16 protein-coding genes are annotated in these 14303 nt (G+C 68.9%); 2 read left to right on the top strand and 14 right to left on the bottom strand.

Features of this window, described 5'->3' with window-relative positions:
- Window positions 1–63 precede the first annotated feature (63 nt).
- A complete protein-coding gene (locus ABEA43_RS16795; protein WP_345562767.1) occupies window positions 64–393 on the bottom strand; it encodes a hypothetical protein in 330 nt (109 codons plus the stop codon).
- A gap of 113 nt (window positions 394–506) precedes the next feature.
- On the opposite strand from ABEA43_RS16795, the gene ABEA43_RS16790 reads away from it, so the two are divergent.
- Entirely contained in the window at window positions 507–956 is a 450-nt protein-coding gene (locus ABEA43_RS16790; protein WP_345562765.1) for a lamin tail domain-containing protein, read from the top strand.
- A gap of 390 nt (window positions 957–1346) precedes the next feature.
- Here the strand turns inward: ABEA43_RS16790 and ABEA43_RS16785 are convergent, their stop codons facing one another.
- The 5 genes from ABEA43_RS16785 to ABEA43_RS16765 all read right to left on the bottom strand — a co-directional run bounded on the left by ABEA43_RS16785 (window position 1347) and on the right by ABEA43_RS16765 (window position 4309).
- The gene (locus ABEA43_RS16785; RefSeq protein ID WP_345562763.1) at window positions 1347–1739 is read right to left on the bottom strand and encodes a hypothetical protein; all 393 of its coding nucleotides are present in this window, start codon (window positions 1737–1739) and stop codon (window positions 1347–1349) included.
- A gap of 15 nt (window positions 1740–1754) precedes the next feature.
- Window positions 1755–2357, bottom strand: a complete 603-nt coding sequence (locus ABEA43_RS16780) for a hypothetical protein (protein ID WP_345562761.1) — start codon at window positions 2355–2357, stop codon at window positions 1755–1757.
- 113 nt (window positions 2358–2470) lie between these two features.
- Window positions 2471–3286 carry an N-acetylmuramoyl-L-alanine amidase gene (locus ABEA43_RS16775; protein ID WP_345562759.1) on the bottom strand — a complete coding sequence of 272 codons (816 nt, stop codon included), beginning with the start codon at window positions 3284–3286 and terminating at the stop codon, window positions 2471–2473.
- Window position 3287: 1 nt separating this feature from the next.
- Entirely contained in the window at window positions 3288–3971 is a 684-nt protein-coding gene (locus tag ABEA43_RS16770) for a collagen-like domain-containing protein (protein ID WP_345562758.1), read from the bottom strand.
- Complete coding sequence (locus tag ABEA43_RS16765) at window positions 3968–4309, bottom strand: hypothetical protein (RefSeq protein WP_345562757.1); 342 nt, start codon at window positions 4307–4309, stop codon at window positions 3968–3970. Before ABEA43_RS16765 ends, ABEA43_RS16770 begins: the two co-directional genes overlap by 4 nt.
- 188 nt (window positions 4310–4497) lie before the next feature.
- Here ABEA43_RS16765 and ABEA43_RS16760 point away from each other — a divergent pair, with 188 nt between their 5' ends.
- Complete coding sequence (locus ABEA43_RS16760; protein WP_345562756.1) at window positions 4498–5190, top strand: DUF4190 domain-containing protein; 693 nt, start codon at window positions 4498–4500, stop codon at window positions 5188–5190.
- Window positions 5191–5210: 20 nt separating this feature from the next.
- On the opposite strand, the gene ABEA43_RS16755 is transcribed toward ABEA43_RS16760, so the two are convergent.
- From ABEA43_RS16755 to ABEA43_RS16720, 8 genes are all read right to left on the bottom strand, one after another.
- Window positions 5211–5735, bottom strand: coding sequence for a hypothetical protein (locus tag ABEA43_RS16755; protein ID WP_345562754.1), 525 nt, complete (start codon window positions 5733–5735; stop codon window positions 5211–5213).
- Window positions 5736–6185, bottom strand: coding sequence for a hypothetical protein (locus ABEA43_RS16750; protein WP_345562753.1), 450 nt, complete (start codon window positions 6183–6185; stop codon window positions 5736–5738).
- 1 nt (window position 6186) lies between these two features.
- Window positions 6187–8586, bottom strand: a complete 2400-nt coding sequence (locus tag ABEA43_RS16745) for a hypothetical protein (protein ID WP_345562752.1) — start codon at window positions 8584–8586, stop codon at window positions 6187–6189.
- Window positions 8583–11636: a phage tail protein gene (locus tag ABEA43_RS16740; protein ID WP_345562751.1), complete on the bottom strand. Its 3054-nt coding sequence runs from the start codon at window positions 11634–11636 to the stop codon at window positions 8583–8585. Before ABEA43_RS16740 ends, ABEA43_RS16745 begins: the two co-directional genes overlap by 4 nt.
- A gap of 471 nt (window positions 11637–12107) precedes the next feature.
- The gene (locus ABEA43_RS16735; RefSeq protein WP_345562750.1) at window positions 12108–12443 is read right to left on the bottom strand and encodes a hypothetical protein; all 336 of its coding nucleotides are present in this window, start codon (window positions 12441–12443) and stop codon (window positions 12108–12110) included.
- 8 nt (window positions 12444–12451) lie between these two features.
- A complete protein-coding gene (locus ABEA43_RS16730) occupies window positions 12452–13051 on the bottom strand; it encodes a hypothetical protein (RefSeq protein ID WP_345562749.1) in 600 nt (199 codons plus the stop codon).
- Window positions 13051–14076 (bottom strand): phage tail tube protein, encoded by a 1026-nt coding sequence (locus ABEA43_RS16725; RefSeq protein ID WP_345562748.1) that lies wholly within the window; start codon window positions 14074–14076, stop codon window positions 13051–13053. The genes ABEA43_RS16730 and ABEA43_RS16725 overlap by 1 nt, the downstream gene beginning before the upstream one ends.
- A gap of 2 nt (window positions 14077–14078) precedes the next feature.
- Window positions 14079–14294 (bottom strand): hypothetical protein, encoded by a 216-nt coding sequence (locus ABEA43_RS16720; protein WP_345562747.1) that lies wholly within the window; start codon window positions 14292–14294, stop codon window positions 14079–14081.
- Between the last annotated feature and the right edge of the window lie 9 nt (window positions 14295–14303).

Here is a 14303-nt window from a genome sequence, read left to right as displayed (position 1 = left end):
CCGCCACTCGCCCCGGCCGCCCTCGCCGCGGTCGGGGCTTCTCTATGCCATCTCCGAGCCCGGTCAGCCGATCACCGTGCCACCGGAACGGCGGTGACCCATAGGGGAGTGCCGTCGCGGCGTGACATCACGCAGATCCGTCGCAAGGATTCGGATGCCAGCAAGGGCGTCTTTCGCCCAGCCGGCCTGCTCGCGATCTCGGACCGTCAAATACAGGGTGACCTCCCCATCGGTCTCTGTCCCGGCCAGGATCGCGTCGGGCGCCAGCACGGCGTGGAGCGCTCGCGTGGCCCTGTCTGCATCATCTGCGCGCACCGTCACTGCCATGGACCACATGGCTCCAGCACACCACAACGCGCGACGCCCGGACAGCTCGGTCAGGTGCTGGCCCATGGCGGCCACGCTACGCGGCTGTCCAGATTTGGACAGCGCTCCGTGACAACCCGATCACAGGTTTCGTCGTCTCATCTCCTGTCACGTTCCATCCCCGCTTCACAGGAGTCTGGATGCTTCGTCGCCTCGTTTCCGCCGCCGTCGCCGGGACGGTCACCCTCGCCTGCCTCGCCGGACCCGCCGTGGCGGCCACCCCGGTGGTGGAGATTGTGAAGGTGTACTACGACTCGCCCGGCGCGGACCGGCGCTCCAACACATCCCTCAACGCCGAATACGTCGTACTCAAGAACACCACCGGGAAGACGATCCAGCTCGAAAAGTGGGTGTTGCGGGATAAGACCGGCTACAAGTACCGGTTCCTCGGCTTCCTGCTCAAGCCGGGCAAGACGGTTACTGTGCGGACCGGGACCGGGAATGATGGCAGCAGCGGCGTGTTTTGGAACCGGCGCCAGTACGTGTGGAACAACGACGGCGACACCGCCGGCCTGTATCGGGGCTCCGACCTGAAAAAGATCGACGCATGCTCGTGGGGCCAGGCAGGAGACTGGACCAACTGCCGATAGTGCAGCCTGGGCAGACGGCGGGCAGACGCTGCGGATGCCTCGTACCGCTCCTCTGCCCGCTCCCGCCACGCTGAAGGTTCCACCTTCAGACGGACGGGAGAATCCGATGAAACGCCAGCACAGACACCCCGCACAGTCGCGCCTCGACTGGGCAGCGATCGCACGATTAGCCGCCGCGATCCTCGACCTGCTGCGCACCCTCATCACGTAGTGGTCTGGGCGCGGACGCCCTCCGGTTCAAGCCGGGCGGGGGCGCACGCGAAAAGGGCCCCACCCGCCCGAAGGCAGGTGGGGCTTCGTTGTGTTCGCCGCGGGGCTGCGAGTCCCGTCAGCAGCCCGGCGGCGAACCATCCCGCGCGCAGAGTGTGGGCAACGCCAGCGCGGGACGATCTACAGGGCGGGCAGATCCTGGCCGGCGTGCGCGCCCTTCCCATTCGGCGGGTTCGGCGTCGACGTCTGCCGCACGAACACGGCGACGCCCATACCGACCAGCAGCATCACCGCGGCCGTCTGCTTGTCGCTGGCGTTCCAGCCGAACGCGACGGCCAGCGACATGCCCGCCTGGACGAAGCCCAGCAGCGCCGCCTTGATGGAGCCGCCGCCGTCCGCAGCCCGGGTCTTGAACGCCACCCAGACACCCGCCGCGGCGAGCACCGCGGCGTTGATGAGGGCGACCTGGCCGTCGGTGAAAGGCAGCCAGAACGCGGCGGCCATCTGCACGGCGGCCGCGACGAACGCCGCGTAGAGAGCCGGCTCGCCGGTGAGCTCAGAGTTGTTGCCCATCAGATCTCCTTCGGGCTATCGGGTCGGGGCGGTGAAGCCGTACGGGAAGCCGTACGACTTGTGCTCGGTCTGGCCGCCGAGGGCGATGTAGGCGGTGTCCCACGGGGCAAACCGGTCGCCCTTGCGCTGGTTGTTGTTGAAGATGTGGCCGTTGTAGCCGCACGACGTCGGCGAGTTCATGTAGACCGCGTGCATCTTGCCGTCGGTGCCGAACACCTTCGCCTCGCCGGCGCCCACATAGATGCGCAGCGTGTGCCCGGCCGGAAGCTCCTCGACGCTGCCGCCGGCGACGGGGATGGTAGTGACCTCGTACCGGTTGCACGGCCCGATGTAGCTGTCCGGCTGGCCGTGCCGCCAGGCGTCTTCAAGCACCAGTCCCTTCACGTTGACTGCCGTCTCGCCGGTGTTGGTGACGTCGACCCATTCGCTGTTCTCGTTCCACGGCCGGTCGGGGCCGACCGCGTTGTAGCCCTGCTCGTCGCCGAGCTCCAGGGTGGCCAGGTCCGCGGCGGCGGCCTCGACCGTGAACGCGGGCGCCGCGGCGGAAGCCGTGCTCGGCCCGACCGTGGCCACGGCGATGAGCGCGACCGCGATGGCCGCGAGGATGCGCTTGAGCATGAGAGTGTGCTCCTACTCGGGGGGACCCGACCCATCCGGCCGGGAGTCTTCAGGCGCCTCTGCTGGCTCCGCGGCTTCGACCAGCGGCCACCAGCGGGCGGTCAGGCCGTCGCTCACGCCAGGCCCAGCGCGTGCGGCCACGTCGCAGGCCCGCACCAGCCGTCGCCGTCCAGCCCCTCGGCGTGCTGGAACGCCTTCAGGACCTCGACGAACTCGGCGTCAGCCTTCGTCCTGTTCAGCCACGCTTCGAGCCCCACCGTCGCGTACAGCGGCTTGGGGACGCGGCCGCGCGCGAACAGGCAGCCGCGCACCGTCTTCACGGCGTACGAGTCGGTGTTCGGGCCGACCAGCGGCAAATCGTTCACGAGGTCCTCCGTCCACGAGCGGGCAGCAGGCGCGGCCGGGCCGCCCTTGATGAGCGAGGCCACCGCCGCCCTGAAGGCATTCATGTTGATCGAGTGGGGGTCGGGCTTGCCGGTGTTGACCTCGCGGTGCGCCTTCACCCGGGAGGCGGCCAGGCCGAACTCGCGGCAGAGCTCTGCGCACAGCCGCTTGTAGGCGTCCACCTGGACGGCCGGCCACGGCTGACTGCCGTTGTTCTCCGCCTCGATGCCGATCGAGCTGGAGTTGTCGTGTAGCGGCGACGTCGACGGGGCGTTGTGCCAGCACCGCCCGGCGGCCACGACGTAGATCCGGCCCGACCGACCAAGCCCGAACTGCGACAGCGGCCCGTCAAGACCAGGCCGGCCGGACCGCACCACTGCGAGCGAAGGGTAGTCGCCGCCCGCCGCCGGGCCCGCGGTGTGGTGGCAGACGATGCCCTGCACCTCGGGCTGCGGCCCGTGACCGCGGCTCTTCCACCCGGACACTTCGGTCACCGGGCAGCCGGTGCGGCGAGCCACCTCGGCCAGCTGGGTCAGGTACGGCATGTCATGCTCCCTCACAGCGATAGGTGGTCGAGCCCGGCTCGGCCGGGCTGCACGTGTAGGTGACGCCGCCGTAGACGAACGTCCAGCCAGCGGGCGGTGGCCCCGGCTCGCCGCGCGGGCCCGATTCGCCTTGCGGGCCGGCGACCGTGGATTCGGGGCCGGGCTCGCCTCTCGGCCCGGGTGAGCCTGTCACCGTCTCGCCCGGCTCTCCGGGGTCGCCCTTCTCCCCGGCCGGGCCGCGCGCGGGCGGATGCTGCTGCAGGTACGCGGACACGGCCGCGCCGATCTGCGCCGCCGACGGCGCGCGGCCAGCGGCCGGCGGATGCTCGGCCAGGTATGCGGCCACCGCGGCGCCGATCTCAGCCGTGGTCGGCGGCCGGCCCGGATCGCCCTGCGGGCCGACGTCGCCGCGCTCCCCGGGCGGCCCCGACGACGGCGACACCAGCGGAACCCCGCCCAGCCGCTCCACCTGCTCAGACAGCACCTGCCGGTCTGATTCCGCCTGACGCACCCGCTCGCCCAGCGTGCTGATTTGCACCATCAGCGCGGCCATGACGGCGGCGAACGCCACCGCGACCACCAGCGGCAGCGGCCACACCCGCGGCCGCCGCGGCGGCGACTCCGCGACGTCGAGGTCCTGCTGGTCGGGCCCGTCGAGCCCGTCGTCGTGGTGACGGCCCATCATGACCCCTTGCTGGTCAGCCACAACTGGACGAGCAGGATGACCAGCGGCGCGATGATCGACGTGAACACGGCCAAGCCGATCAGGCGCCGGTCGTTGGCGCGCTGCGTCTTCTCCTGGTCGCGCTCTTTCTTGTCGGCCTCGCGTTCGGCCTTCAACGCCGCGAGTTCGCCCTCGTGGTCGTCGAATTGGCGCTGTACGGCCTGCTGGTAGGCGTGGAACAACTCGCTGCTGACGACTCGGTCCAGCCTGCTGTTGAGGGAGGCGAACCCGGATTCGAGGCTTCTGCGGAGCGCCTCCATGGATCGGTGGAGCTCCCACGGTGTCGGCTCGTCGGGCACACGTCCCCCTCCTGCCGGCGGCGACCCGCGGGCCTGCGATGGTCGGGTGCCGCCGCGCCCGCACCCTCAGCAGCGCGGCGGCACGTCAAGGGGTTGCCGTGTCCAGATGTGGCCACGTGTCGAAGGTCAACCAGCGGGATGCTTGGAACGTCCCACACAGGTTTCGTCCCACTGATCAGGAGTTCCGTATGGGCTATCCGCAGCAGCCCCCAAGCCAGCCGAGCTACGGCGGTTACGGCCATCAGCAGGCGCCGCCGTCCAGAACGAACGGGCTCGCCATCGCTGCCCTCGTAACCGGGCTGACCGGGTTCTTAACCTGCGGATTCACGAGCATCTTGGCCGTCATCTTCGGCCACGTCAGCCTGTCCCAGATCCGCAGGGACGGTGCCGACGGCCGCGGCATGGCCCTCGCCGGCGTCATCCTCGGATGGGTGCTCACCGGCGGTTGGATCGCGTTCTGGGCGCTCTCCTGGATGGGCGTCTTCTCCTCGTTCCTGTACACCGCGGCTGCCATCCCGGCCACCGCGACCGGGCCCGCCAGGACGCGGCTCGACATCGGCCAGCAGCCCGGCGGCACGAGTGCGCCAGCGTCGGGCGAGCACAAGGTGGTGTTGGAGGCGGTCGGCACCGACGGCGCCGAGTCGGCCGGGAACATCACCTACAGCCAGAACTTCAGAATCCGGCAGGAGCAGGGCGTCAAGCTGCCCTTCAGCAAGGAGCTCAGCTACGACGGCTCCCAGCCGCACCTGTACCTGTGGGTGCAGAACGCCGGCCAGGCCGGGACCATCGAATGCCGGATTAAGATCGACGGCCAGGTTGTCCGGGAGGCCAAGACGTCGACGGCATTTGGCGTGTGCACGGTGACGGCCGACAAGCCCTGATTACCGCGGCCGCCCGGTTGCTACGAGCTGGACCACTCCAGCTCGAAACGCGAATGGGTCGGGACGACGTCCAATGCTCCGCCTGACGCCTGCATCCCCTGCACTTCGAGGTAGTCGCTCACTGACAAGAAGATGAGGCCCGCGCTGGTGCTGCTGGCGAAGTTGCCGTCGGCGTCCCCGAATCCCGCGGACAGAAAGAACAGCTGGGCAGCGCTCCTGAGAACCGCGGTCTGGCGGATTTTCGCCGTGAAGTTGGCGTTCCAGGACAGGTGGGCGATGACGCGATACCACCCGGCTGTCTGCGCGGTATACCTGCTGTTGTTGGTGGCATTGTCGTGCCCGGCGTCCCGGTCGATCAGCTCCGAGTTCCAGGTGATGTTGGTGAAGGTGTTGTTCGGGATGGACTGGTTGGCGGTCTTCGCCAGCGACGCCACCGGCTTGCCTGACAGCAGGAAGTTGAGCCCGTTCCTGAGGTCGGTGTTCATTTTGCTGGCCGTCAACAACTCGCCCACGGTCCACGTTCGCGGGCTCGGGACAGTCGCCATCTAGACCTCCTCGCCCTGCATGCCGCGGCAGGAATCGCACAGCGGGGCCGCGCCCAACCGCGGAGTGCACGCCTGGCAGGGCCACCTCTGCAGCATCGACGGCAACGATTCGAGGTTGGTGGTCAACTTGTCCATGCCGTCCGGCCACACCAGCGCCGCAGTCAGCCCGAGGCCGCCGCCAGCGCATTCGGTGCACCACATCCAGTCCGCACTCGGAGGCAGGTTGAAAGCCGCGCCGCAGCCCCACGGGCAGTCAGCGATCCACCGCCCCTCATCCACGTGTGCATGCGCCTGCAGGTCGGGGTTGTCGCCGGTCGGTCGCGGCACCGGGCCCTGGTGGGAGACTGCCCGGCGCGAGTCGGCGAACTCCCAGTACGCCTGCCAGCTCGTCAGCGGCCTCGCGGCCGGGATGCACTGCTCAAGGAAACGCAGGCGCGCGCGTACGGCCATGTCACCAGCCCAGATTGTTGTTGTCCAGCGTGCCGTAGACGGGGTCGTCGAGGATGAACACCGGCGTCGACCGGACCGGTGAGGTATCCAGCTGGAAGGTCCAGGTGCCGTCGCCGATGACGTCGGCGATGCCCTCGCACCACAGGTCCAGGCTCGACGCCGGCGACTCGGAGGGGAGGCCGGTGATGGAGACGCGCTGCCCGATCTCTGAACCGAGCATCTGGGCCCACACCGTGCCAAGTGAATGCGCATCCACCGAGATCTGGCCGGCTCGCGGCTGCGGGTGGCCGTAGGTGCTCAGCGTGTACGAAGCCCGGTCCAGGGCTTCGGTGTCGGAGTACAGCAACGTGTCGATGCTGGCCGCGTAGGTGCTGTTCTCGTTCTCGGCGATGCTGTCCTGGTCGATGACCCGGGTAACCGTTTGCCCCGACCGGCTCACCGACACGTCGTTGATCAGCAGCTGGTCGTCCATGACGAACTGCAGGTCAGGGCCGAGCTGGTCGGCGGTAAACGTCATGGTGACGGGCGTGCCGAGCTGCCGCCGGTTGCGGCCGTGGAACACCGCGACGTCGTCGCCGGAGACGAAGAACAGCCCCGCCTCGGAGAAGGCGATCTGTTTGAACGCCGCCAGCGGGCTCATCTCCCCGCCCGGATGCCGGTCCAGGAGGGACGCGCCGACGTCGAAGGCTGTCCTCGTCACGCCGGCCCAGGAGGCGATCCGGGCGGCCCGCGCCCCGGACAGGTCGCCGGCGTACCCGCCGCGGGCGTCGCTCAGGGTCTGGGCCTGAGGCTGCGTCAGCGTGCTGTTCCACCCGGCGATGTGGCTGACGAAGCCGCCCATGAGCTCGGCCGGGTCGAGCGCGCCGATCGGCAGACCGCCGATCCGCACGCGGGAGAGTGTCGGCCAGGTGCCGCCGGACAGCGCGGGGGAGGTGTTGATGGTCAAGGTGCCGTCGACGTAGACGCGTAGCTGCATCGTGCCGCCGGCGAACGTGGCCGTCGCCACGAGCAGGTGCAGGGCGTTGTCGTCCAAGTTGACGGTGGCGGATCCGGCTACGGACCCGCCTGGAGCGCGGACGCCCAGGCTCAGGCCGTTGCTGCTCGGCTGGTAGTTGATCCTCATGTGCACGGTGTCGAAGCCGTTGTCGACGAAGATGACCCTGTTCTGCGTCGTCACCGGGGCGGTCAGGAAGTTCACCCACACGGCCAGACTGACCGCAGTTCCACCGCCGAGCGGCGTGGTCAGCGTGCTGACGAGAAAGTTCCCGTTGTTGATGGCCAGCGGGGTGAGCAGCACACCTGTCGAGGTGTCCGGGCCGCCTGCCGTGCCGAACGCGACCTGTCCGCCGGAACCGGCTACGCCGATGGCGAGGTCGGGCTGCGCGGTGGCGGCCTGGTTGCCGGCGGTCACGGATCCCTGGGATTCGGTGAGCGGGTAGTACATGACAGGGCCGGTGGCGAGGACTTCCTCCGAGATCGCCTGCCGGATCTTGTCCCGCGACAGCAGTTTCTGCCGGTCGGTGGCGGTGACGTCGGCCTTGCCCAGCACGCCGTTGGTCCACGCGTGCGGCCACCTGCCGATGAACCCGGTGAAGCGCCGGTATTCGACGCCGGGGGCGGTGTAGGTGGTGGGTGAGGCGGCCCGCTCGAACTGCCACGCGCCGCAGTACACCGGGGCGTTGCCCGCGGTGGTGGTGGCGTTGGCGATGGCCAGCCGGGCGAACACCGCGTTGGCGGGCGCCGCGGCGGAGACCGAGGCGGTCTGGAACGACGTGGTGAGCACGACCGTGCTGCCCGCCGAGACGGACAGGAACGCGCCGGCGGCGTCGTACCAGCGGATGCGGGCGGTGATGCTGATCGCGGTGGCGCCGCGGCGGGCCTGCATCTGCAGGCTGTACGTGGCCCCGGCCGTCACCGGCACGGCCTGGTCGGTCGCGGTGGTGACGCTGTTCGAGCCGGCCCACATGTGCTGGCCGGTCGAGCCGAGCACGCCGCCGTCCCACCGGATGGACGCGGTCTGCCCTGCCGGGAACACGCCGGTGTCGCGGGTGACCGTGCCCGCCGCGGTGGCGAACGCCGTGCTGGCGGTGACGGTCGCCTGGTCGAGGGTGGCCAGGTTGACCGAGTTCGGCCAGCGCGCCCGGATGCGGATCGGCCTGTTCAGGGTGACGTTCGGGTAGTAGGGGCTGCTCGTCCTGCCCGCAGTGAATCGGCCGTCGCTGTTGTCCAAGGTCAGGGCGAGTGTGCCGGGCTGGACCTCGTCCAGCTCGTGCGAGCGGCGGCGCGAGATGCGGACGCCTTGGTCCCACTCGACGTAGTCGGTCACGTCCCGCCACAGCAGGCTGCCGGAGGCGTCCCGAGTGAAGGCAATCTCGCACCAGACGCTGGGCATCACCGTCATCGATTCACCGCCAGGTTGCCGAGGTTGAAGCCACGCGCCGTCGCCTCGTTCAAGGCGCTGATCATCAGGCGGTAGATCTCGTCACGGCCGACCAGCGGCTGACCGGAGAAGTAGAGATTGATCGTCACCCCGCCCTGCGGCGCGAGCGGCATGGCGCCGCCCGCACCGACCGACACCGACGGGGCCAGCGACATCGCCGCCGAACCCATCAGCGCATCTGCGGCCTTGCCTACCATCGACTGCCCGCTGAGCAGGCCCTTGGCCAGCCCTTCCGCCATCGACTGGCCGGAGAAGAGGGTCCATCCCTTCCCGCTGAAAGGCCCCTCGCGCGCCGGCGAGAACGGGAACAAATTCCTGATCTGCCCCAAGATGTCGCTCGCCGCGTTGTAGGCGTTCTGCAGCATGCTGTACAAGCCGTTGATCAGGCCCTGAATCATGGACTGGCCCGAATTGAACAGCAGCGACCCGAGGTCACCCAGCGCGCCGATGATCCGGCCAGGCACCTGCCCGACCGCGGAGACCAGCTCGCCGAACTTGCCCATCGCCGCCTGGACCGTGCGGCCGATCCAGTCGGCGAACATGCCGGGCAGCCGGCCGATCCAGTCTCCGATCCCGTTGATCAGATCGGGGATGATGCTGTGCCCGACCAGCCGGTTGTACAGGACGGTGAACTCGCGGATCACGCCGCCGACCATCTCCGTCACCACGATCAGGAACCTGGTGATGGGCGGGATCAGCTGTTCCGCGATCACCGCCGCCAGCTCGATGAACAGCGGGATGTGCGGGGCGATCTGCTCCAGCAGGTCAGCGAAAACCGGGATCAGCGGATACATGACCTGGTTGAGGTTGATCATGGAAATGATCAGGTCCGGCAGCAGCGGCAGAACTCTGTCGAGGGAGTCGATGAACCGCGGCAACAAGCTCGTGACCAGCGACGTCAGCGACGGCAGCAGGTTCACCATCGCGGGCAGCCACTCGATCAGGGCGTTGATCAGCGGCGGGAGGTGCGGTGCGAGCTTCTGCAGCGCGTCGAGCAGCGCCAGGCCCAGAATCTGCACCATCTGCGACAGCGGCGGCAGGATCTCCGCGATCCGGGTGACCAGCACGCCGAGCACGCCGACGAGCGTCTGTCCGATCACGGAGACGATGTCGCCGATGATGGGCAGCAGCGGCATCAGGGCAGGCACCAGCCCGTTGATGAGCTTGGTGATCAGTTCGCCGATCTGCGGCAGCAGCGGGGCGAGCGCCGGCACCAGGTTGCCGAGGATGCCCGCGGCCAACTGGAAGATCAGGGGAATGGCGGGGGCGACCGCCACCAGCATCTGAGCGAACGAGTCGACCAGCAACCGCGCCGACGGCAGGATCGACAGCAGCGCCTGAGAGAGCGCTTTGATGATCGGCCCGGCCAGCTCGGCCACGAACGGCAGCAAATTCGTGATCGCCGGAATCAGGCCCGACACGATCGTGGACACCGTCTGCCAGACCACCGGGACCAGCGGCATCAGCGCGGCCATCGTCGAACCGAACGCCTTGACCAGGTCCTGCACGGCCGGCAGCACCCCGCGGATCGCCGCGCCGAGGTGGGTCCCGGCCACGCTGACCACCTGGCCCAGGACGGGCAGGACCGGCGCGAGCGCGGTCAGGATGCCGCCGAACGCCTTGCCGAGGGCGACCAGGGCGGGGGCGGCCGCCGCCAGGCCGGTCCCGAGCGCCTGGATGAACGCCTGCACGCCCGGCAGCGCGGCCTGGACGCCGATCACCAGGCCGGTGAAAAGCGGCTCAAGAGAGTTGAACACCTCGCCGATCACCCGGGCGAGCGGCACCAGGGCGGGCCCGAGCTCGGCGATCCCGCCCGCGACCACGAGCAGGAAATCCTGTAGCCGCGGCAGCACCGCGGCAAGCGCCTGGCCGATCGCCTGGAACAGCGGCGACAACGCGCCCAGCGCCTGGCCGAGAACCCGCCCGAGAGGCAGCAGCGCGGGCGCGAGAGCCTCAACCCCGGACCGGATGCCGCCGATGACAGCGGTGATCCCGGGCACCAACGCGGCCAGCGCCGGCGCCACAGCCTTGATCGCCGCGGTGAGCAGCGGACCGACCGCCTGCGCCAGCGACGCAATGCCGGGGGCGAGATCGCCCACCGCGCCGGCCACCGCCTTGATGACCGGCAAGAACGCGGCAGCCACATCGGACAACGCAGTGAAGACCGCGACGAGGATCTCCTGGCCCCGGACGCTGTCCACGAACGCATGCAGGCCGTCGAGCAACTGGCCCAGCGCCCCGAGCGTGTCCCCGGTCGCAGTCTGCATCGCGCGGAACACCGCGGCGACGATCCCTCCCAGGTCGCCCAGGATGGCGCCCAGCTGCTGGAAGACATCCTTCGCGTTCTCCACCCACATCAGCGCCGTGCCGCTGGCGGCTGCGGTGGTGAGCCACACCGAGAAACGGTTGGCGAGCCGATCGACGGCTGCGCCGAGGCCGTCGAACGCGGGCAAGGTGCTGTCGGCGAAGTACGCCACGCTGGCCAGCAGGTCTCGCAAGGTCCCCGACTGGATGTCGGACATGATCCGGTGCAGCGTCTCGAACGAAGAGCGCACCAGGTTGATCGCGGAGGCGGACTCACCGACGGCGAGGATCTCGGAGGCGAACCGGCCGAAGTCGCCGGCGACCTCACCGATACCCGCGCGCAGCGTCTGCAGCAGCGGAAACAGGCTATGCAGCTGGCCGACCAGCGGCTGGAAGAACGCGTCCTGAGCGACGTCCTTCAAGCCGGTGAACGCGCCGGACATCTGGAACAGCTCGTAGGCGACCTCGCCCGCGCTGCCCGACAGGTCCTCGATGCCCGCGATGAACGTCTCGTAGTCGCCGCTGAGCGCCGCCTTGAAGGCATCACCCACCCCGGACAAAGCCAGCTTGAGCGTGCCGAACGCGGCGCCGCCCAGCACTGCAGCGGCAGGCAGCGCCGCCAGCGCGCCAGCAGCCGGGGCCAGAGCGGCCACGAGCCCGCCCACGCTGGAGCTGGCCGACGCCGCGGCGCCCGCCAGCGCGCCCAACTTGGCCGCGCCGCCGACCGCGGACACACCGAGACTGGCCAGGCCGCTGCCCGCAGCAGTCAACGGCTCGGCCAGAGACGAGAGACGGCCACCCAGCCCCGAGATATGGCCGCCCAGGCCGCCGAGCTTGCCGCCAAGCCCGTCCAGGTCGACGCCGAACCCGGAGACGCTCTTGCCCGCCGAGTCGAGGTCTCCGCGCAGGCCGCCGCCGGCCTTGCCGACCCCGTCGAGGCGGCGCTCCAGGCGCTGGGCTGCGTCGCCGACCTGATCGAACGTCTTGCTGGCGTGATCGCGGGCGAAAACGTCAAACGCCATGGAGGCCAAGAGCACCTCCGAGGCGTTAGCCCAGCTAGCTGGGCGGCTTATTCAGTTGGTCGACGTGCTTGCAGAACAGGTCGAACTCGTCGAGCATCAGCCGGTCCACGTCCCACGGATGCAGGCCGAAGTGGTAGGCCAGCCCGGGCAGGTACTTCAGGCGCTTGGCTGCGAGGTCTTCGCCGGAGACTCTCGCGCGGAAGGAGGGTCCGGCGCCTCCGCCACCTCGAACTGGAAATCGTTCTGAAAGTCGACGGGGTAGGTGCCGTCACAGATGTCGTCGTACGAGATGTCTTTGCGGCCCATCTTGAAATGCAAGACCAACCAGGCGTAGCCCGCCATGGCGATGAAGTCGCCGACCTTGAGCGCCTCGCCGAGCGCGACCGCGCCGAACCCGGTCGCCTTCTGAATCGCGATCCCCTCGTGCAGGGGAAGCCGGGTCAGATCGACCTCGTAGACCTCGCCCTTGTAGGTGACTTTCTGCGCAGCCACGTGTGCTCCTATTTTTCGATCTTGGCGGCGACGTCATCCATCGCCTTGAGGATGTGAGCCCGCATCGCGGGCAGATGCTTGCGGATCGTCACCTCGAACCAGGGACGACCCTGCTGGCGCACCCACGGCTTTTCACCGAACGTCGGGTGCCGCCACCCCTTCACGCTGTCGAGGTGCCGGGGGAGGGAACGCTGGTCCGCCGGGAGCTTGCTGGAGTCCACCTCGATGCGGACCTGGGCGGACCGGCTGCCGGTCTTCACACTCAGGCGCAGCGACCGGGCGATGCTGTCCCGGAGCCCGGAACCCCGCTTGGCCCGGGTCCGGGCACGCTCCTCCTTATCGATGATCCCGAACGGGTCGCCAGCGTCCTTCTGCAGCCGCGCCGAGGCATCCCCGTACGCCTTACGCTGCCGGGCCTTGCGTCCGCCGCCACGCGCCCCGGTGATCGGGATGGCACGTATCGCCTTGCGGGTGTCGGCGAGCGCCGGCTTGGCGCCACTGCGGATGGCCTTGAGCAGTTCCTTGCGGAGCGCCTTGCCGTCGGCGGCCTTGAGCCGTTTGGCCAGGGCGCCGAGCTGTTCGGCGCCGGTGATGCGGACGTCGACCATTACAGGGTCGTGTCGGTGGACACGATCTTGATTTGGATGGGGGCATCCACTTCGTTGTCGTAGCCTTCGAAACTGGTGGTCATCTGCACGATGTCCGGGCCCTCGACCGACGGCGCCGCCTCCTTGATCTTGCAGGCGGGCAGGATGAACGAGATCAAGTAATTGTTCCCGGACGCGATCAGCGAGCCGGTCAGGGTGAGCTCCAGCGCCACAGTGGTGTTGTTCTTCAGCAGGTCATACAGCTCCGTGCGGTTGAACTCCGCCGACAGCGACCCCGTGAGCGTGGGGAAATCATTCTCCAACTGCTCCTTTTTCACACCGGTCTGGCCGATGCCATACCGCTCCACCGCGAGCGGATTGTCGCCCTTGATGCTGATCTCGGTGACGATCGTCGACACCGTAGTACCGCCGGAGACGCTCATCTCGCCGGACGCGGTGGACGGGGTGCCGCCCAACTTCAACACGGCCTGCTGGAAGCTGAACACCTCCACGCCAGTCGGGAACGACGCGGTGGCCAGCGCAGTCGCCGTGGACTCGTCCCACCCGTCGAACTCCAGAGCCAGCACGAGCGTGCCGTCGTTGGAGAGCTTGAACTCCCACGAGACGACCTTGCACCCGGTGTAGGTGTGCGCCCTCACCGTGCCACTCGGCTCCGGCCGGCCGACCTGAATCGTCAGGCCCTTGCCCACCAGGCCGCCGGGGACGTGGATCTGCTTGTACGCCGTGGTCGCCGCGATCTGCACCGGCACACCGGCCGAGCCGAGCGCGTGCGCCACGAGCGTGCCAGCGCCCTTCGTCGGCCACTCCATCTCCAGGCCGCCCTCGACGGTCTTCCTCGACTGCACCAGGCGCGAGGCGCGCTTGTACTTCCGGCCCACACGCAAGCCAGCGGGCTCGACGAAAGACGGTTTCCACGCCAGGCCCTCGCTGTTGAATTCGCAGAATTTCGTCACCGTGACCGGCGTGCCGACCACGGTCTCGGCTGCGAAACCGAGTTGGGCGTCAAGACCCGTTCCAGTCGCCACAGTTACTCACCCTTCCCGCTGCTCTTGGGCTCGGGGACCAGCTCCCACGTCGCCTTGGGCCACGCCCTCGCCTCATCGCCTTCGCCCACGATGTAGGCGTCGCCGGTCTCCCCGGTCACGTCGCCGACGGCAGCGGTGACGCTCCCGGCCTCCACGAGACGCCCGTCAGCCCGGCCGACACGGCGGTCCTCGCCGGACACGTTCTTGAATCTGGCCACCGGCCACCT

Origin of the sequence: Nonomuraea rosea (genome assembly GCF_039539705.1) — a bacterium.
GTDB lineage: Bacteria > Actinomycetota > Actinomycetes > Streptosporangiales > Streptosporangiaceae > Nonomuraea > Nonomuraea rosea.
The sequence above is the reverse complement of the archived record's forward strand: the minus strand, read 5'-3'. Positions and strand labels throughout refer to the sequence as shown.

What these genes read in the sequence shown, in the direction of transcription:
- ABEA43_RS16795 (WP_345562767.1), bottom strand. Translation starts at nt 393, where the DNA reads ATGGGCCAGCACCTGACCGAGCTGTCCGGGCGTCGCGCGTTGTGGTGT.
- ABEA43_RS16790 (WP_345562765.1), top strand. Translation starts at nt 507, where the DNA reads ATGCTTCGTCGCCTCGTTTCCGCCGCCGTCGCCGGGACGGTCACCCTC.
- ABEA43_RS16785 (WP_345562763.1), bottom strand. Translation starts at nt 1,739, where the DNA reads ATGGGCAACAACTCTGAGCTCACCGGCGAGCCGGCTCTCTACGCGGCG.
- ABEA43_RS16780 (WP_345562761.1), bottom strand. Translation starts at nt 2,357, where the DNA reads ATGCTCAAGCGCATCCTCGCGGCCATCGCGGTCGCGCTCATCGCCGTG.
- ABEA43_RS16775 (WP_345562759.1), bottom strand. Translation starts at nt 3,286, where the DNA reads ATGCCGTACCTGACCCAGCTGGCCGAGGTGGCTCGCCGCACCGGCTGC.
- ABEA43_RS16770 (WP_345562758.1), bottom strand. Translation starts at nt 3,971, where the DNA reads ATGATGGGCCGTCACCACGACGACGGGCTCGACGGGCCCGACCAGCAG.
- ABEA43_RS16760 (WP_345562756.1), top strand. Translation starts at nt 4,498, where the DNA reads ATGGGCTATCCGCAGCAGCCCCCAAGCCAGCCGAGCTACGGCGGTTAC.
- ABEA43_RS16755 (WP_345562754.1), bottom strand. Translation starts at nt 5,735, where the DNA reads ATGGCGACTGTCCCGAGCCCGCGAACGTGGACCGTGGGCGAGTTGTTG.
- ABEA43_RS16750 (WP_345562753.1), bottom strand. Translation starts at nt 6,185, where the DNA reads ATGGCCGTACGCGCGCGCCTGCGTTTCCTTGAGCAGTGCATCCCGGCC.
- ABEA43_RS16745 (WP_345562752.1), bottom strand. Translation starts at nt 8,586, where the DNA reads ATGACGGTGATGCCCAGCGTCTGGTGCGAGATTGCCTTCACTCGGGAC.
- ABEA43_RS16730 (WP_345562749.1), bottom strand. Translation starts at nt 13,051, where the DNA reads ATGGTCGACGTCCGCATCACCGGCGCCGAACAGCTCGGCGCCCTGGCC.